This window comes from Pseudomonas agarici, from assembly GCF_001543125.1.
GTDB lineage: Bacteria > Pseudomonadota > Gammaproteobacteria > Pseudomonadales > Pseudomonadaceae > Aquipseudomonas > Aquipseudomonas agarici.
Genome location: NZ_CP014135.1, coordinates 4,713,268 through 4,731,662, shown reverse-complemented (window position 1 = coordinate 4,731,662; position 18,395 = coordinate 4,713,268). Strand labels below are relative to the sequence as shown.

16 protein-coding genes and 1 pseudogene are annotated in these 18,395 nt (G+C 57.8%); 2 read left to right on the top strand and 15 right to left on the bottom strand.

The window, feature by feature from the left end:
• Positions 1–32 precede the first annotated feature (32 nt).
• From AWM79_RS20750 to AWM79_RS25765, 4 genes are all read right to left on the bottom strand, one after another.
• Positions 33–1,214 (bottom strand): acyl-CoA dehydrogenase family protein, encoded by a 1,182-nt coding sequence (locus tag AWM79_RS20750; RefSeq protein ID WP_060783680.1) that lies wholly within the window; start codon positions 1,212–1,214, stop codon positions 33–35.
• On the bottom strand, positions 1,207–2,238 hold the full coding sequence (locus AWM79_RS20745; protein ID WP_060783679.1) for a hypothetical protein: 1,032 nt from the start codon (positions 2,236–2,238) through the stop codon (positions 1,207–1,209). Before AWM79_RS20745 ends, AWM79_RS20750 begins: the two co-directional genes overlap by 8 nt.
• 17 nt (positions 2,239–2,255) lie before the next feature.
• Positions 2,256–3,797, bottom strand: a complete 1,542-nt coding sequence (locus tag AWM79_RS20740; protein WP_082712651.1) for a class I adenylate-forming enzyme family protein — start codon at positions 3,795–3,797, stop codon at positions 2,256–2,258.
• A 492-nt stretch (positions 3,798–4,289) separates the two neighbouring features.
• Positions 4,290–4,493, bottom strand: a complete 204-nt coding sequence (locus AWM79_RS25765; protein WP_244159584.1) for a hypothetical protein — start codon at positions 4,491–4,493, stop codon at positions 4,290–4,292.
• A 419-nt stretch (positions 4,494–4,912) separates the two neighbouring features.
• Between AWM79_RS25765 and AWM79_RS24595 the strand changes: the two are divergent.
• A pseudogene (locus AWM79_RS24595) lies at positions 4,913–5,186 on the top strand (IS5/IS1182 family transposase); the annotation flags it as partial.
• A gap of 83 nt (positions 5,187–5,269) precedes the next feature.
• Here AWM79_RS24595 and AWM79_RS20730 read toward each other — a convergent pair.
• The 11 genes from AWM79_RS20730 to AWM79_RS20680 all read right to left on the bottom strand — a co-directional run bounded on the left by AWM79_RS20730 (position 5,270) and on the right by AWM79_RS20680 (position 16,417).
• Positions 5,270–5,650, bottom strand: a complete 381-nt coding sequence (locus AWM79_RS20730) for a DUF6285 domain-containing protein (protein WP_060783678.1) — start codon at positions 5,648–5,650, stop codon at positions 5,270–5,272.
• Positions 5,650–6,663: a phosphotransferase family protein gene (locus AWM79_RS20725; RefSeq protein ID WP_060783677.1), complete on the bottom strand. Its 1,014-nt coding sequence runs from the start codon at positions 6,661–6,663 to the stop codon at positions 5,650–5,652. Before AWM79_RS20725 ends, AWM79_RS20730 begins: the two co-directional genes overlap by 1 nt.
• A complete protein-coding gene (locus tag AWM79_RS20720) occupies positions 6,660–7,826 on the bottom strand; it encodes an acyl-CoA dehydrogenase family protein (protein ID WP_060783676.1) in 1,167 nt (388 codons plus the stop codon). Before AWM79_RS20720 ends, AWM79_RS20725 begins: the two co-directional genes overlap by 4 nt.
• The gene (locus tag AWM79_RS20715; RefSeq protein WP_208599916.1) at positions 7,827–8,765 is read right to left on the bottom strand and encodes an SMP-30/gluconolactonase/LRE family protein; all 939 of its coding nucleotides are present in this window, start codon (positions 8,763–8,765) and stop codon (positions 7,827–7,829) included.
• A gap of 24 nt (positions 8,766–8,789) precedes the next feature.
• Positions 8,790–10,094 carry an MFS transporter gene (locus AWM79_RS20710; RefSeq protein ID WP_060783675.1) on the bottom strand — a complete coding sequence of 435 codons (1,305 nt, stop codon included), beginning with the start codon at positions 10,092–10,094 and terminating at the stop codon, positions 8,790–8,792.
• A 120-nt stretch (positions 10,095–10,214) separates the two neighbouring features.
• A complete protein-coding gene (locus AWM79_RS20705) occupies positions 10,215–10,997 on the bottom strand; it encodes an SDR family NAD(P)-dependent oxidoreductase (RefSeq protein ID WP_208599915.1) in 783 nt (260 codons plus the stop codon).
• A gap of 42 nt (positions 10,998–11,039) precedes the next feature.
• Positions 11,040–11,840, bottom strand: coding sequence for a crotonase/enoyl-CoA hydratase family protein (locus AWM79_RS20700; RefSeq protein ID WP_060783674.1), 801 nt, complete (start codon positions 11,838–11,840; stop codon positions 11,040–11,042).
• A 49-nt stretch (positions 11,841–11,889) separates the two neighbouring features.
• Positions 11,890–12,963 carry an acyl-CoA dehydrogenase family protein gene (locus AWM79_RS20695; protein WP_060783673.1) on the bottom strand — a complete coding sequence of 358 codons (1,074 nt, stop codon included), beginning with the start codon at positions 12,961–12,963 and terminating at the stop codon, positions 11,890–11,892.
• A gap of 5 nt (positions 12,964–12,968) precedes the next feature.
• Complete coding sequence (locus AWM79_RS20690) at positions 12,969–14,111, bottom strand: acyl-CoA dehydrogenase family protein (RefSeq protein WP_017133610.1); 1,143 nt, start codon at positions 14,109–14,111, stop codon at positions 12,969–12,971.
• A 37-nt stretch (positions 14,112–14,148) separates the two neighbouring features.
• On the bottom strand, positions 14,149–15,372 hold the full coding sequence (locus AWM79_RS20685) for a CaiB/BaiF CoA transferase family protein (RefSeq protein ID WP_060783672.1): 1,224 nt from the start codon (positions 15,370–15,372) through the stop codon (positions 14,149–14,151).
• A gap of 139 nt (positions 15,373–15,511) precedes the next feature.
• Positions 15,512–16,417 (bottom strand): LysR family transcriptional regulator, encoded by a 906-nt coding sequence (locus tag AWM79_RS20680; protein WP_060783671.1) that lies wholly within the window; start codon positions 16,415–16,417, stop codon positions 15,512–15,514.
• A gap of 478 nt (positions 16,418–16,895) precedes the next feature.
• Between AWM79_RS20680 and AWM79_RS20675 the strand changes: the two genes are divergently transcribed.
• Positions 16,896–18,386 carry a sodium:solute symporter family transporter gene (locus tag AWM79_RS20675; RefSeq protein ID WP_051000687.1) on the top strand — a complete coding sequence of 497 codons (1,491 nt, stop codon included), beginning with the start codon at positions 16,896–16,898 and terminating at the stop codon, positions 18,384–18,386.
• The last annotated feature ends 9 nt before the right edge of the window (positions 18,387–18,395 follow it).

Below are 18,395 nucleotides of genomic sequence, written 5' to 3'. Positions count from 1 at the left end.
AACCTCCCTGGAAAAGTTGATTGGAAAACAAATTAGTTCTGTGGGACGCCGGCACTGACTGGGCATAGGATGGCATCGCCCCAGGCCTGCATCGTTTCGCTCCAAGCAAGGTCTCGGTGTGCGGCAATAGCTTGGATATCACGCCAGTGGCGTTGGAGCGGATTGGCGGCAACCAAGGTCGAGGCACCGAGCCGTTCTACCAGACGCCGTACCGCCTGCACGCACTGGTACCCCAGATAGGCGCGGTCGCGCTTTAGCTGCAATAATTGTCGCGCATCTAGCGCACGGTCATTGACACCAGCTTCATGTAGCTGGGTAATTAGCGAGTCATACAGCAGCTTGGCGCTGTATAGCTGCGCAGCCGAGTGGGCCGCCTGTTCTGCGAGCCGAGGATCGCTTACCGATAACGAGCCGTTGAGCATAGCTACAAACGCGGCGAGGGCGCCTTCGGCACACCCTAGGAGCGGGCCGATGATCGAGGTAGTGAGATAAGGCAAAAGAGGCAATCGGTCGATGTAATCGGACGCTGATGCAGGCGGTTGCTGAGCAAAAACCTCGTGCAACGCGAACACACAATCGTGAGGTACCAACAACCGGCGGGTCAGCACATCGTGTGAGCCTGTTGCCGCCATGCCGCAGCTATCCCAACTATCGAGTCTCTCGACTTCATGGGCGGCGACCAGCACTAAAAAACGTGGAGTATAAGCAGCATCCGGGTGGTTAGGGCAGGGTGCATTGAGCATCAACCAAGTAGAGTCCTCAATGCCTGAACTAAAGCGCCACCGTCCGTTAACTCGTATGCCTGCGGACTCAAAGGACAGCAGGCTATCGACGCTGGTGGAGGCAGAGGCGAAGAGCTGCCGGGGGCCATCAATGTACAGTTGGTCTATGCAGGCGGAGGGGAGCCGCCGAATGATAGAGCCGTGGCCGCCCACCAGAGCCAGCATCCAGCCTGTAGAGGCGCATGCCTTCGCGGCAATACGCGCGCTTTCCACAAGCGTAGGCCAGTGCCCGGTGCGCGTGACCGGCGCACGTGGCGATAGCAGGTCCAGCCATCCTCCGGCAAACAATTCATCGAGTGTGCTGCTGCTCAGGCGGCGGCTTATCTCGGCTGCGGCGGCCCGCTCGTACCAACCGGGTAGGTGCTGAAGTGCCCGCAAACACAATGAGGGCAACGCCCCGTTGTGGAACGCTTGCTCGGTAAGATCAGACATTGCTTTGCTCCCCAGCCCTACTGTGCATGGGCGTCATGGAGCCAATGTGCGAGGCCTCGAAGCAGAAATTTGCCGGCTGCACTACTGGCCCTAATATATCTAGAAACCGCTCGATTTGTTCTGGGTCGTCCGAGGCCACGAGTTCACAGAAGTTGCTGCTGCTCCACAAGAGGTGGATGCATTTGAACCGGGTCGACAGAGCGCCCACTAGTTCTTCCAGTGTGACCTGACCGTTTTGCATTTGCTTGAGCATCTGCTGGCGCTTCCAGCGGATTTCTTCCTCGCTGAAGTAACGGGTTTTGAACTCCTCGTCCTTGATCCGCTCCCGACGCAGATATTCCTCCGCATCGGGGTGATTGAGTTTCTCTAGGAAAAACACTAGTCCGCTAGGCTTGAGAAATTGCTTGATATGGGAGATTTGGCCGTTGCGGTCACGGGTATAGAATTGGAATGCGGCCATCTCATAAATGAAGTCGAATCCCTCGCTAAAACGATCATATTCGGGTGTCTGCAACAGGGCCGGTGTGACCTTGAATACCGACTGTGGATAGAACCGCGACAGTGCCGGGTCGGCATGCTGGTCGAAGGCTACCTGATTGACCTGGTTCGGCGACGAAGTAAAGCTGCGGATCAGGCCGTGCGAATGGCCAGCAAGAGCGCGACCGTTACTACCATCAAAGGCGTCCACTTCGAACAGGCTGTAGGTTTGACCTGTTTCTCTGGTATTGATCTGAGCCAAGCGGGTCAGAGCTACCCCGACTCTGGATAGTTCTTCGAGGATGTAGGGCACGCTGGCCAAGAAGTGAGAGAACAACGGCCCCGCTCCTTCGATTAGGCGGTTGTGATAGTCGAGGACGCACGGGTCGTGGATCTCGGACCGCAGGTGACTGTCAAGGGGTTGCCTGGGCACTTGGCTGGTACCTGTCGCCAGGCTGTGGAAGTGTTTGGCGAGTTTCAGCATTGCGCTTTGTTGCAGATTCCGGTCGAGGGTGGTGTCATCCATTGGTTGGAGGGAAGTCTTCATCACATAGCCCCTACTAGTCAGATAAGTCCTTTGGTGGTGAACTTGCCCGAATCGGTTTTTGGCAAGGCATCGAGGAATACGCACTGAGCCGGGACCATGTGCCAGTCCAAATGCGCTTTGCAGTAATCGAGCAGCGACTGCTCACTGGTCTGTCCATGATCGACATCGAGCACGATGCATGCTCTGGGCACGTGCCCGGCCACCTCGTCAGCGACCGGCACCACCAGCACCTCGGCAACTGCCGGATGCGAGGCCAGACATTGCTCAATTTCCCGTGGATTGACGTTCCAGATATTGCGTGCGAACACGTCGTCCTTGCGGGCTACATAGTAGAGATAACCCTCTGCGTCCTGTTTGAATAGATCGCCGGTGCGATACAGCCGAGAATGACCGAAGGCATCATGAATAAAGGCGCAGGCATTCGCTTCGGGCATGTTCCAGTACCCGAGCATTAGGTATTCGCTAGTCACCAGCAACTCACCAACTTGCCCAGGTTGGTCGATGCCGTGGCCTTGTTCGTCTATCAAGTACAGACTGACACCGGGCAAAGGCTTGCCTACTGACGTCGGGCGCCGGTCAATTTCCTCGGGGGGCAGGTAGCTCACACGCTTGCATTCAGTGAGCCCATAGTTGGAAAAAATTTGCACCTTGGGCAGGGCTTCGCGAATCCGCTGGATATGGCGGCTGTGAAGGGCCTGCCCGCTGCTAGAGATATAACGCAATCTAGGCACTCGCGCCTGCCAATGCCGGCCCAGATTGGCCAGCAGGAAGAACACCGGGGGAAATACGTGCATTGCCGTAACTGCCTCGCGCTCTACGACCGCGAGTACGTCCTCGGCGCTGCCGGCGGGCTGGCTCTCAATGACACTGGTGGCCCCAGCGTACAGCGGCATCATAACGTTGTAGACGCCGTAGTCGGATGCTAGTGTCGAATAGCTGAAGATACGATCGTCGGGGTCGATTTCCAGGTACGCAGTGACCCGGCTGCAGGCCGCCAACATGATGCGGTGATTGACTAGCACACCTTTCGGATTAAAGGTCGACCCCGAAGTATAGAAGATCGATGTGGGGCGTTCAGGCTCATCGGTTATAGAAGGGGCTATCACACCTGTTTTATCTCGGTGCGCGGTGATGGCATCGGCAAGCTGAATGACCCGAGGTACCGCCATCTGGATTGGGACGGTGAGTAAAACAAGTTCTAGACCCACTTCATCAATCAGTCCTGGCAGGTCATCAGTGCAATCTGTGACTAGCACCCTGGCACCAGAATGCTTGAGTTGATGAATCAGCTTGGTGCGACTTAGAGTGTGATGAGTGGCTGCGGTGATCACTCCGGCTTGCAACAGGCCCAGATAACCGGCGATCAGGTCAATGGAGATGGGTGCGTACAGACCCACACGGTCGCCTGAAACGATACCGAGCATTGGCAGCACCGAGGCTATGTCATCTGCCCGCAGTTGCAGGTCCCGATATGATGTCGCTTGCCCGTCCAGAACAATAGCCGGTTTGGTGGGGTATCTATTGGCGTTATTTGCGATGATTTGGTGAAAAAGTTGCATAGCTCAGTATCCTTTCAAGTCAAACCTCTCGAAGCTATTTACGTTTTCGTGCGCACACAGAGACGTAAGTACCTTGCCATGTGTAAGGGTCAATCGGCAAGATTTTTGAGTTGATCAGTGGCCAGCTTTGCTTATCAAAGAAATGGTTGAAGATAAGTATATCGAAATCTCCCAGCCAAGCATCGAAGAAGCCTTCGCTGTCTTGGATAGACAACCCAGCCTCCTTACTCGAGATGAAATGCTCTCCGGTCGCTTGAAAAAGAATCAGGTTCAATGGCCAAGCGATGAAAATATAACCGCCTGATTTTACCGCGCTGATAATTTTTTGAATTACACTTTGAAGTTAATATTTAGTAAAAAATGGAGAATTTCAGAACATACAAGCACGTCGTAATCATTGCGGATCGGTTCATAAGTCAGGATGCCGGTCTGCTGGAGGTTCAGATGCTTTGACCAAGGGTTGAGTTTGCGACTCTGTACCATACATGTCAATCATGTCCCACCGCTTAGGCTATAGCCCTTACGCATCAGGGCAGTGAGGTTGAGAGTGTCGCCACCAAGCTCGAGGGCATCGCCGGAGTCATCGGGAAGATTAGATAGAAACTGCTTGAACTCACCTCGTAGCTTGCCGTTATCACAAAAGCTGTATTCGCCACTATACCATTTTTTCAGAACGATGCTATCAACTACTTTCATGATTGTTCTCTGCCAAAGATATATATCAATGCACAACAGATCATTCAGCGCAAAGAGCGCGATCTATGGAAGCTAGGTATGGTTTTGCGGATCTAGAGGAGCTGGAGAAAATAGCCGGCGGCACTTTATACAGAAAAACATGATAGAGCTCTATTTCATTATTGGTATGGTATCCGCGTCAAATTATGATTGAAAACGGATTGGTATCAGAGCGAAATACTTTCATTGAATCTATTTGCTTGTCAAGGAGAATTGCAGTATCTGATCAGGTGATTTTGTTACCGCTGAGTTACATTTTTCATCATTGGATTATGTGAATAATTGATTGCGGTATAGGTATCCGTTCAGATTTGGCCGCTGTTTCGGCGCTACCCGCTTGTATCTCAGGTTCGAAAAATTTGATCACCGTTGGCACGACTGAGGCTATTATTGCGGGCAAGAGCGATGACAGCGAAAAGTACATATTCAGATTGAGCAGCAAAGTGCCAAGATCGTGATCCAGAGAAAGTGTAATTCGATGAACGGCAATGGAGATCGAGATAAAGGCCCTTTATCGAAATCGACATTTGATCGAGAACGCTTTCGCCGGTTGAAGCACTACTAGGCAGAGTGGCCTCTCGATTCGACAGGCTTAAGAGAAACGATGAAAGCGTGGTCGTCATGGCATGGGCTTTCCCTTGGCCGCCCACATGAAACGACAACAACCCAAGCAAATTCTGATTTGATAAAAAAGCCCGCCCCGATGCAACCAAGGCGGGCTTTGCCACGAGCGTCGATTATTGCGGATAACCGGGATTGCTCTCCCGCAGCTTGTGGCGTGCCGTATCCAGAAGGTGCCGATACACCCCTTGGCGGGGTTCGCCGTGGTCGGCGAACCCCTGGCGGATCAACAAGCTCAGTTGACGGTTGGCCTCCCGCAGTCTTTCTCGCCAAGGCAGCTCTGGCGCGCCAGGCAGGGGAATGAGCGTGTCCAGGACCGCCAACTCCTCAAGCTCATGTCGATCACCGTTGTGCATTTGCCCAATGGCAATGGCCATGGCTCTGGCAATCATCAATCCGGCATGACGTTGATCCGCCGCCAGTGTCGGCAGTAGCTCATCGCGTAGCAGCGCTTGGGCAGTGATGAGCAATTGTTCGCCATCGGGTGCGTCACGCATCAGTCGACCTCCGTCATGCGCAAGATTTCATATTCGAGTTCTGCAACGATATGGCCGGTGAGAGCCAGTAACAACGACGACTCTTCGCCCGAGAGGTGCCGTTCGGCCTGCTGGATGGCGATGATGGCCCAGTTGAGGTGCGCCATCACTTCCCAGTAGTACACCTGCTCCGTGGGCACCGGTTTCCCGGAGACACTGGCATAGCCGTTATAGAAGTCGGCGCGCTCGCCGATTCCTCCCGCTTCCAGGGCCGTTGCGCCGAAACGCCAGCATTTGGCGCAGAACCAGCCTAGATCCTCCAGTGGATCGCTCCAGCCGGCGAACTCCCAGTCGAGAATCGCCGTGAGGCCATGCTCGTCGACCATGTAGTTTCCGGTACGAAAATCCCGATGCGCCAGCACCCGTTCTGTGCAGTCCGGGGCGTGCCTTTCGAGCCAGCGCAGCCCCCACTCCAGCGCCGGATGAGGAGTGTGATGCCGGTCCAGAAACATTCGGCAGCGGTTCACGGCATACAAGGCGGGCGACTCCTCGTACCTCGGCAGAAACGCGAGATCCTGGCGCGGCGGGCGAATCGTGTGAATAGTCGCCAGCTCGGCGCCGAGACGAAAGGTCAGCGCCTGGCGATCACCGCCAAGACCGAGGTTTTTTACCACTACATGCCCGGCGGCCAGGCCGGCGACCTTGCGCATGACGATGAACGGTCGACCAATGACGCCGACATCGGTACACAGCCAGAGCGGCTCGGGCACCGTGACACCGGCTTCGAACGCTGCCTTGAGTAGCTGGAATTCCTGCGCCCGGCCATGACTGACAGAGACGCCGGACGGTGAGTCCGCGCGAATGACCAGCGCGAGAACACCCGCATAGGGGCCGCCCGTCACGTCGGCAATCACCCGCCAGTTTTCCTGGATGGCGCCACCGGACAACAGCGAATGCTCGCGAAATTGCACGTGGACTGCCCGTGCCTGTGTCGCGACATAGGTTTGCAGGGCGATGCGCATCGTGTCGTTCATGCGCTGTATTGCCGAAAAATACGCTTGGCCAGGCTCCAGCGATGGACTTCGGAGGGGCCGTCATAGATGCGAAAGGCACGCAGGTCGGCAAAGATTCGCGCGACCACGGTTTCCCCCGTGACGCCTTGCCCGCCGAGCACTTGCACGCTGCGATCGACCACACGCCAGGCGGCTTCGGAGGCCAGGACCTTGGTCATGCTCGATTCGGTCAGGCCAAGCCGGCCCTGGTCCAGCACCCAGGCGGTATGCCAGATCGCCAGACGGCAGGAGTGCATGTCCATTTCATTGTCCGCCAGCATGAAACCGACACCTTCATGCTGGCCGAGCGGCTTGCCGAATGCCATGCGTCGGGCGGCGTAGCCACAGGCTATTTCATGGCAGCGACGAGCGGCACCGAGCCAGCGCATGCAGTGGGTCAGGCGCGCTGGCGAAAGCCGCACCTGAGCGTATTTGAAACCTTCCCCCAATTCCCCGAGCACCGCGCTCGCCGACACGCTCACGTTATCGAATGCCACCACGCAGTGCCCTCCCGGAAAGCAACTGTCCAGTGAGTCCATTGAGCGCTCGATACGGATGCCAGGGGTTTTCATGTCCACCAGGAACATCGTGGCGCGACCGTCTTCGAGCTTGGCCATGACGATGCCCAGGCTGGCGCCGTCCGCGCCGGTGATAAACCATTTGCGGCCATTGATGATGAAGTCTTCGCCGCTCTGGATCGCCAGGGTCTGTAGCATGCTGGGGTCGGAGCCGGCGCCGGGGTCCGGCTCGGTCATGCAGAAGCACGAACGGATATCACCCGCTGCCAGTGGGCGCAGCCAACGCTCTTTTTGTGCTGGAGTGGCGATGGCCTCAAGCAGATGCATATTGCCTTCGTCGGGCGCCGCGATGTTCAACGCCACCGGGCCTAAGGGTGAATACCCGGCTTCTTCGAAAAAAATGGCTTTGGCCCGGTGGTCCAGGCCGAGCCCGCCATAGGCGCGTGCGATATGTGCGGTGAGCAGGCCTTCGGCTTTGGCCAGGCCGATCAAATGTTGGCGCAACTCGTCGCTGGGGCCGTGGGGGCCGCAGCGCGCATCGCGCTCCAGCGGGATAATTCGTTGCTCGATGAAGCGGCGTACCCGAGCTTGCAAGGTCTGTAGTTCAGGCGATATCGAGAATTCCATCTATGAAGCCCTCAGCGTCGAGTCGATTGCAGGTGCCACACCCGGATGCGGCATGTCGGCCAACAACACCGAAGCGGTTTTCGATTCGGTGATGAACAACTGCTTATTTGCCGGTCCGCCAAATGTGATGTTAGTCGTGATGTTTCCCGCGCAGGATCTGATGCGCGCGATGCACTCGCCGTTGGGGGCGAACATGAATACATAGCCCAGGGAGGCGTGGGCGACCAGTAGGTTGCCCTCGGCGTCGATGGCCAGGCCATCAGGTCCGGCGACGCCGAACAGGCTGCAAAAACGCCCGACTTTCGCGACGCTTCCGTCGGCCATTAATGGCAGGCGCCAGACCGAGTTGTCGCGGGTCATGGCGACATACAGGACTTTTTCCTGCGGGTCGAGCACCAGTCCATTCGGGCTGATGCCCGTGGCGCACAGGCAGTCCAGTTTGCCTGTCCTTGAGAGTCTGAAGACACGGCCAGTGGGATCATGCAGGCCGGTTTGTCCCTGATCGGTGAAATAAATGTCGCCATTGGCGGCCAGGGTCAAGTCGTTGATCCCTTTAAACGACTCGCTGTTGTGGCGTGACAGGAAGGGGCGTGTTTGACCGCTCACCGGGTCCAGTTCGATCAAGCCATTTCGATAGTCGGCGATCAGCAGACGACCATCGGCCAGGACTTTGAGCCCATTGGGCTCGCCATCGTATTCGGCCACCAGCGTCCATTGCCTGGCGTTGTTTATCCGGAAGATGCGCCCGAAGGGAATATCGACAACGTACAGATTGCCTTGGCTATCGAAACAGGGGCCTTCGATGAAACTGTCGACCCGTTGCGCGCCTTTATTGGCCAGCGACCAGGCCGAGTCAACGTCGACCCGGCGAAACTCCGCTGGCATGGCACTGAACAAGCGGGTTTCCAGCAGAACCGGTGGATGATCCAGATACATCATGGGCAGCGTCCTCTTATGGCAATGTCAGGCACCCACATCAAGCACCCGACCACGGGTTTCTGGCAGCAGGAATGCCGTGATAAAGAACAAGCTGTAAGCCAGCACCGCAAAGAGTGCGATGGAGTCGGCCAGGCCAATTCTTGCCGACAAGTAACCCACCAGTGCTGGAAACAGGGCGCCGATGCCACGCCCGAAGTTGTAGGTGAAGCCTTGGCCGGAGCCACGCAGGCGCGTCGGAAACAGCTCGGTCAAAAAAGCGCCAACCCCAGACAGATAACCGCTGGAGAAGAAACCCAGAGGGAAGCCGAGCAACAACATGGCGCTATTGGAAATCTTGACCTTGGTATAAACCAGCACCAGCACAATGGCTGCCACCGAAAACACCAGGAACAACTTGCGCCGGCCAATACGGTCGGCCAACCAGGCCCCGACCAGGTATCCCACGAAGCTGCCGGCGATGAGCAGGGCCAGATAGCCACTCGATCCCACTACGGTCAGCTCCCGCTCCTTGCGCAAGAAGGTCGGAACCCAGGTGGTGATCGCGTAATACCCGCCTTGCAAGCCGGTCGACATCAACGATGCCAGCAAGGTGGTGCGCAGGATGCCGGGCTGGAAAATTTCCAATATCGAGGGGCGTTTGGCTCCAGTCTCGATCTGCTTGCGGCGGACTTCGGCGGCCTGCACGGGCTCGTCGACATAACGGCGCAGGAAGAACACCAGCACGGCGGGCAGCGCGCCGACGACATACATGGTGCGCCAGGCGATTTCCTGATCCATGAGACTGAACAGCACCGCTTGGGCCAGTACCGCGAAGCCCCAGCCAATGGCCCAGGCAGACTGCATACAGCCGACCGCGCGTCCCCGGTATTGCGCGCCGATGGCTTCTCCCATCAACACCGCCCCGGCGGCCCATTCCCCGCCGAAGCCTAAGCCGAGCAGCGCCCGGCAGATCGTCAGTTGGGTGAAGCTTTGCGCGAAAGCCGACAGCAGGCTGAAGGTGGCGAACCAGATAATCGTGTATTGCAGGGTTTTGACGCGGCCGATGCGATCAGACAGAAAACCCGCCAGCCAGCCACCGATGGCGGAAAACAATAGCGTGGCGGTCACGGCGAAACCGGCGGCGCCCATGTCGACGTTCCAAAGCGCCATGATCGAGCCAATGACCAGCGGGTAAATCATGAAATCCAGCCCGTCCAGTCCCCACCCCGCGCTGCACGCCCAGAATGTTCGTTTGGCCATGGGGTTCATGCTGCGATAAAACGCACCGATGCTGCCGTCGTCATGTTCGGTGGATGAACAGTCAACAATGTCTTTTATTTTTGTAGTCATTGCGTTTCCTCTAGGGGCGGGCCGTTAGGTAGCAGTCACTCTCTAATCCTTTTTTCTGATCGATGGATGAGCCATTGGCAGTCGCGGATGCGGTTGCCAACCGGCTGGCACGCACAGGCATCACAAGCTGCTGATGAGATGACCACCATCGACGGCCAGGGTCGCGCCGGTGATATGCCGGCCAGCATCACTGGCCAGCAACAACAGTGGGCCGTCCAAGTCCTGTGGGTGGCCGAACCGACGCGAAGGGATGCGGTCGCGCAAACGTAGGCCGGCTTCGCTTTGCAGAAACGCCTGGTTCAGGTCGGTGGCGATATAGCCGGGCAGGAGGGCGTTGACCCGAATACCGTAGCGCGCCAGCTCCAGGGCGGTGGTTTTGCTGGCCTGGATCAGACCGGCTTTGGAAACCGCGTAAGGCCCGACATGACTCGCCACACGTTCGCCGAGGATCGAGGCGACGTTGATGATGCTGCCGGGACGGGCGCTGTCCACCAGGCGCCGGGCACATTCCTGCGCCACTCTCCAGGTGCCGCGCAGATTAGTGTTCAGCACATGATCCCAATCGGCCTCGCTTTGCTCCAGGAATGCCTTGCTGACGGTGACCCCCGCGGTGTTGACCAGAATGTCCACCGGTGGGCCATGCTGCTCAATCTCGTCGAATGCCGCCTTGATGGTCGCCGAGTCAGTCACATCGAGTTCCACTGCTTGGATCATTCTGCCCATGGCGCGGATCTGGTCGACCAACCCGGCCAAGCGATCACGGCGACGTGCCGCCACGACGATGTCGGCGCCAGCCGATGCCAGCGTAACGGCGAACCGCTGGCCCAAGCCACCGGAGGCGCCGGTAACCAAGGCGCGATGACCATCGAGCCGGAACAGTGCCAGGTTGGCGTCACTCATCATTAACCTCTCCTTGATCATTACGATGGCTATCGAGCTGTGCGTTTAGCGGCCCACGAAAACAGGTGTGCGTTTTTCCAGAAAGGCGTTGACGGCTTCGTCATGGTCGGCGGAGTGATGCGCCAGCGCTTGGTACGCACTGGCCAACTCCAGCGAGTTGGCCAGGCTGACGTGCTGGCTTTCACGCAGCAGGCGTTTGGTCAACCGTAAGGTTTGCGGCGCCAGGCAGGTGATGCGTTGGGCGAATTCGAGGACTTCGGTCATTAACCTTTCGTGGGCCGTCACCTTGGTGACCAGGCCAATAGCCTTGGCTTCGTGAGCGTCGATGGTTTCGCAGGTCAGCATCAATTCCAGGGCTTTGGCCGGCCCGATGGTGCGTGACAACAACCAGGCCCCGCCGTCCGCCGGAACGATACCGAGCTTGGCGAAAGAGCTGGCGAATTTGGCGTTCTCGGAGGCGATCCGGATATCGCACATGCACGCCAGGTCCATGCCGGCACCGATGGCGTGGCCATTCACCGCAGCGATGGTCGGCACTTCCAGGTTATAGAGCGCCAGCGGGATCTGTTGAATACCGTTGCGATAGGCGTTGCGGATCTGCAGCGGCGATCCGGCGGAAAAGCTTTTCTTGTCCCGCATGTGCTTGACGTTGCCGCCGGCGGAAAACGCCGTGCCCGCACCGGTCAGAATCACCAGGCGCACACTGGCGTCGCGGGTGATCTTGTTGCAGACATCGACGAATTCGAGCATCTGCACTTCTTCGGACAAGGCATTGCGCTCATCCGCACGGTTCATCGTCAGCGTGACGATGCCATCGACTTGTTCGTAGATCAGAAAATCATTCATGTTGTGCTCGCACCCTGGCTCTGGCGTCGTGGTTGGGATGGTTGCCGGGTCAGCCCTGCAATAGCTCTAGCGTGCCTTCTGTCACCGCCGGCCAAAGCGTGCTGGCGCTGGTATTGGCGCAGATCGCCTGGCCCAGTCGTTGTGACCACCATCCATGGCTGCCGAACTCACTGCGCCAAGACCAGAGGCGGCGAGTGGCAAACTGCAACGAATGTTCGTAGGTAAAACCGATGGCGCCATGCACGGCATGGGCGATAGCCGCGGCCTTGCCCGCAGCCTCGCTGGTACGGGCCTTGGCGGCGGCAATCGCCATCTGCTCCTGGGGGCTGCCCATGGTTTGGAAGGCATAAGCGGCGGCGGTAAAACAGGCCGCCGACTCGCAGCCCAATACGGCAATCTGCTGTTGAATCGCCTGGAACTTCGAGAGGGGCTTACCGAACTGCACCCGCTCGCTGGCGTACAGCAGGCAGTGTTCCAACAGCCTCTCAATGGCCCCCGAGATTTGCGCGCTGCGCAACATTGCCCCATAAAAGCGCAGGGGATTGGGTGGCAGCGATGGCGGCAAGGGGGCAATCAGCAATGCCGCCGTTGCCGCGAGCTTCAGGTGATCGCGTGCTTCGCCAGCGATGTTCCGATCGTTCTGCATGTCGGCGTCGGACGGCGAGAACAAGGCGATCCGTGCACCGTCACGGGTTGCCACTTCAGCCACGCAGAACGTTACGGCGTTGCCCCATGGAAGGTGTCCGAGCTCTCCCGACAAGCGCCAGACACCATCGACGCTTGTCGCCTCGATTGGCCCATGGACGAGGGGATCGGCAATCGTGATCGGACCGTCCGGTATGTCGAGCCCGGCTTGATCGAGTATCCACGCCACAAGCAGGGTTTCCGGCAGTGGCAAGGGGAGCGTGTATTTGCCCGCCGCCGCGACCAGGGGAAAGACCTCGGACCATGAACAGCCCGAGCCCCCCTTGGCTTCGCTGACCAGTGCCCCGGGAAAGCCGTTATGGGTGATTTCGTCCCACAAAGCACTGCACCAGATGCCGCGCTCCGCGTCCTGTAACAGGTGCGGCGTCACATAGTCGCCCAATAGGCGAGTGATGCTGTCTTCAAGAATATCGCGCACGTCGATTACCTCAGGCCGAGACCGCGAGCGATGATGCCTCGCAGAATTTCGCGGGTTCCGCCGCGCAGGGAGAATGAAGGCGCGACCTGGGTGATATAGGACAGTACGCGCGCGTAATCGTGGGAGGCCAAGCTCGGTTGCAGGTCGATCAAGGCATGGGCGATCTCCGGAAGGCTCTGTTCGAGTTCGGTCCCCAGGTCCTTGACGTAGGCGGCTTCGATCGCCGGGTTGTGCTTCTGTTCGAGCTGCCCGGCAATCGCCAGGGACATCTGTCTCAATACGATGATGTGCGCGACGATGCGCCCAATGGCGGTCTGCACTTGCGCGTCTGGGGCCGAACCCACGCAACGAAGCATTTCCTGCAACAAGGCGATAGTACTCAGGTAGCGCTCCGGGCCACTACGCTCGAAAGCCAGTTCCGACATGACCTGCGCCCAACCGTTACCTTCGGTGCCGATCAGGTTTTCATGGGGCACTGACACCTCTTGGAACACCACTTCGTTGAAATGCGATTCGCCCGCCAGGTCACGGATGGGGCTGACCGTGACACCCTCGGCGTGCAGATCGATGATGATTTGGGACAGGCCCTGCTGTTTCTCTGATCCCGGTGTGGTTCGCACGAGCGCGATCATGTAGTGGCAGTGATGGGCGTTGGTCGTCCACAGTTTCGTGCCGTTGATCAGCCAGCCGGTATCGGTGCGCAACCCACGGGTGCGGGTGGCGGCCAGATCCGATCCTGAGTCGGGCTCGCTCATGCCGATGCAAAAAAACGATTCGCCTCGACAGATGGCAGGCAGAAAGCGCTCCTTCTGTGCTTCGGTTCCGACATTCAGAATCAACGGACCGCTCTGCCGGTCGGCGGTCCAGTGAGCGAGTACCGGAGCGCCTACCGCCAGTAACTCCTCGACGAGCACATAACGTGAAAACGCACTGGCTTCACTGCCGCCATAACGGCGCGGCCAGGTCATGCCGATCCAGCCACGCTCGGCAAGCTTGCGGGTGAAAGCCGCATCGAATCCCATCCAGGAATAGGCACGGTCGACGTTGGAATAATCGCGTAAGTGTTCGTCCAGAAACGCCCTGATTTGCGGGCGTAACGCCTCGGCGTCGGGCGGCAGGGGGCACGGTTGAAAGGCTTTGCTCAGCATGAAAATGATTTCCCGTGATGGAATCGGACGGCAACGCTTATACGATTGCGCTCTCGCGTAACGTGGCGATGCGCTCTTCGCTCATGCCCAAGAGGTCGCGTAGCAACTCGACGGTGTGCTGGCCCAACAACGGCGGTGGGAGCTGGTACTCAATAGGGTGCTCGACGAAATGGATCGGGTTGGCGACGAGCGGAACCTTGCCCGCCAGGGGATGATCCATCTCGATTTTCATATGCCGATGCCTGACCTGTGGGTGGTCGAACGTCTGGTCAAGTCGGTTGATGGGACCACACGGCACTCCGATGGGGCTCAGCAGGTCCATCCAGGCATCTGTGCCGCGCTGCGTGAACAGTGCGACCATTTCGGGAATCAGCTCCTCGCGATGGCAGACCCGTGCGGCGTTGGTGAGGAAGCGTTGATCTTTCGCCAGCCAGGGCACCCCAGCGGCCTCACAGAATTTGCTGAACTGGTAATCATTGCCGACCGCGAGAATAAGATGGCCATCAGCGGTAGGAAATGCCTGGTAAGGCACGACATTGGGATGAGAATTGCCATAGCGTTTGGGGACGGTTTGTGCAATCAGAAAGTTCTGCGCCTGATTCGACAACATGGATACCTGACAATCGAGCAACGCCACGTCAATGTGTTCGCCGCCGCCACTGCGGTCACGCCGGGTCAGGGCGGCCATGATCGCGACGGTCGCGTACATTCCGGTCATCAGGTCCGCCACCGGTACCGCGACCTTCATCGGTTCGCCGCCGTTGAGTCCTTCAGGGCTGCCCGTGAGGCTCATAAGCCCGCCGGTGCCTTGAATCATGAAGTCATAACCGGCTTGCGATTTGAATGGGCCGTTCTGGCCAAAACCGGTTATCGAGCAATACACCAATTGCGGGTTGATGACCTTCAGCGTGTCATAGTCAAGGCCATATCGGCTCAAATCGCCGGTCTTGAAGTTCTCGATAAGCACATCCGATTGGCGAACCAACTCGACAATGATGCTGCGGCCATCTTCCGTGGCGATATCGACGGTGAGGGATTTCTTGCCACGATTGGCGCAAAGAAAATAGGCCGTTTCGCTTGTTTCGCCGCCCTCGGCGTTCTTGAGGAAAGGTGGCCCCCAGGCACGCGTATCGTCACCGTGCCCTGGACGTTCTATCTTGATGACCTCGGCGCCCAGATCGGCCAGATTCTGGCTGGCCCACGGCCCCGCGAGAATCCTGGACATGTCGAGTACACGCAGATGAGACAAGGGTCCAGCCATGACATAGCCTCCAGAGACGGTGTTGCCGTCGTTGTTATGGAGGGGAGTTTGGAGAGACCCTTACTGTGTGAAAAACGATATTTATTCATCGGCTCATAGGCGAAAAAGGAATGTCAGCCTCATCCGCCGAATCGGTATATCAAGCGCCCCACAGCGTATTGGGGCGAGAGAAATTGATTTCCTGTTCAAGTAGATCTCTCGCTACCTGGATCAGTCTGCGGTTGTCATCGCGGCGCCAGATCAGGCTGTATTTGAGCACGGGCAGGGGAGGGTCGCTGCGCAAGGCCACCAACAGGTCCTTGTTGATCAAGGGCTGCACGTAATGCGTGGGCAAAAAGCTCACGCCGATGCCCGCCACGGTAAGACCGGTAATGGCGGTCAGGCTGTTACAGGGAATGGTCTGGCCAATCTTGATATTGTACGCCGCCAGCCAGCTCTCGAACGCGAAGGAAAGGCCCGACTCCGAGGTGGAGGAAATCACCGGATGTTCCTGCAAATGCTTTGCGTTGAGAATGGTTCCGGCGGCGAGTCGCGAGGGTGAGGACATCCAGGAGAAACTCACCTCAGCCACGCTTTTCGAGGCAATGGCATGGTTAGCGGACGTTCCCGCAATGACCGCAAGATCCAGCTCTCCGCGCTCGACCAGTCTTTCCAGCAGGCGACTCAAACCCACTATGGGACCAATCGTCAGCGTGGGATATTCCTCGCCTAAGCGCTGGACGAAACTGGGAAACCAGGTGGTGGCCGAGAACTCGCTGAGGCCAAAGCGGCATAGCCCCGTTGGAATGATGTCTTGGGTCAGGCTTGAACGTACCTCTTCTTCCAGCTCGATCATGCGTCTGGCCTTCTCCAGCAGCAGCGAACCGACGCCGGTAAGTACGGCCCGTTTGCCGGACCGGTCGAACAACTGTTGACCTATATCCGTTTCCAGCTCGGCAATGCGCTTGGAAAGGGATGACTGAGTGACATGCAATCGATCCGCGGCGATAGCGAAGGTCCCCAGTTTCGCGGCCCAATAAAAAGCTTTCAGTTGATTCAGTGTCATTATTATTTTCCGTTCTGAATGCGGCTGATCTGCACACGGGACTCGCCCAACAAGATGGACACCGGCTCCCCTGTCAAATCGATGCGGCTGCCGGCACGCGAATGTCCTGGGTGAACGATAGTTCAGGGTGGCGTCGATGCTGCTCGTTGTCGGGCACGAAGGCAATGGTCGGTCCGCAGACCCTTCGTTCAGATGCAGCCGCTTTGATGCCTGGCTGGAAAGTGCGAAAGCGAAACGATGGTTCTATTCTGCGAAAGTTGGGCTGATCGGGCACTTGGAGGTCGGCGCTCGCCCGTCGGCTGCTCCCAGCGATAGGGCGGTGTGTTCAGGTTCGATACGAAAAAGACGCCGTGGAAACGCTGCGGAAAATAATATAAGGGTAGTATTAATTGTTACTTTGAAAGACAAATCCTGCTGAGCATACTCGCGGGCCAACGTTCCACAGACGGAACTTGGTTCGGATATCAGCGAGGATGTCATGCTTCAGCCCACCCAATATTTTCCACCTACCCTCGGCTGGTCCCTTATTGTTGGACTGGGAGTTTTCCTGACGCTGATCGCCATCACTGTCCGGCTAAAACTAGTGCGAAATACCAAGGACTACATCATCGCCAACCGCAAGGTAGGGCTAGGTTTTAGTGTCGGTGCAGTGATTGCGGTGTGGACATGGTCGATGGCCATCGTGATGTCAGCCGCATCGGCTTATACCTGGGGGCTCTCCGGGTTGCTGTGGTTCACCCTTCCCAACGGTGTGGCGATTATCCTGCTGGCGCCGCTGGCCTTGCGCCTGCGCAAAGTGGTGCCCAATGGCTACACCATTCCGGATTACATTCGCAGCCGGTTGTCGTCCCGCTTCGCCGCAGCCATCGCCACGGTCATCATGTTGCTGGCGCTGCTGTTTTCGATCCTGATCAACCTGAAGGGTACGGTACTGGTTACCAGCGCCGTGTTCGACCTTAAACCCGCCGTGGTGCTCGCCGTGGTGTTGGTGATCGTGACGGTCTACTCCTACCTCGGTGGGCTGTGGACCTCGACCATCACCGGCACCATCAACACGTTGCTGATCCTGGTACCGTTAGCGGTCATCGTGCTGTTCGCCCTGGCGAAGATCGGTGGCCCGGAATGGGTCTTCGATTCGCTGGCCAAAAAAAATCCCGAGTACCTGAGCATCTTCAGTTACGACGCCGCCGCTGCCTTCGGTCTTACCCTGGCGCTGGGATTGCTGGGCGCATCGGTCTCGGACCAGAGTTTCTGGCAGAAAGCCTGGGCGGTAAAACCCCGACATCTGTCGCGTACTTTCATCTGGGGGGGAGCGCTGTTTTATCCGATCCCGATCATTGCCGGCATACTCGGCCTGATCGGCCTGGGCTATGGAGTCAACCTGGCAGACATCGGCGGCGACTCCGCCTCCATCGGGCCATACATCATTTCTCATATCGGCTTACCGGTGGTGATCGTCGCGCTGTATGTATTCGTGGTGCTTAACTGCAGCTACTCAAGCATTGACGGAGCCTTTTCGGCGATTTCCTCCCTGGTATCGGTCAATGTACTCATGCCGCTGTTTCCACGGCTAGGCGGCAAGGCGCTGTTTACCCTGACCAAATTGAGCATTGTGCTGTTCGGCATCGTCGCCGGTGCCATCGTCATGTCCGGCTGGGACTTCGTCAGCCTGGTGTTGCTCGCCCAGTCGCTCAACGCCTCGATTCTGGTGCCGCTGCTGCTGGCAATCACCTGGCGGCGCACCACAGCCTCGGGCTTCAGTTGGGGGATCATTCTGGCCGTGGTCATCGGCATGAGCGTGCGTTACTTCTACGGTGAGCTGGCAGGCATCCTGATCATTACCGGTGTCAGCGCCATCGTACCGATCACCCTCGGATTACTCAGCAATCGTCACTTCGATTTCCAGGCATATGCACGGCAACTGGAAGCCCATAACCACGTAGATCTGCGCATCAGCAGTGCCTCTTAAACCTTACGG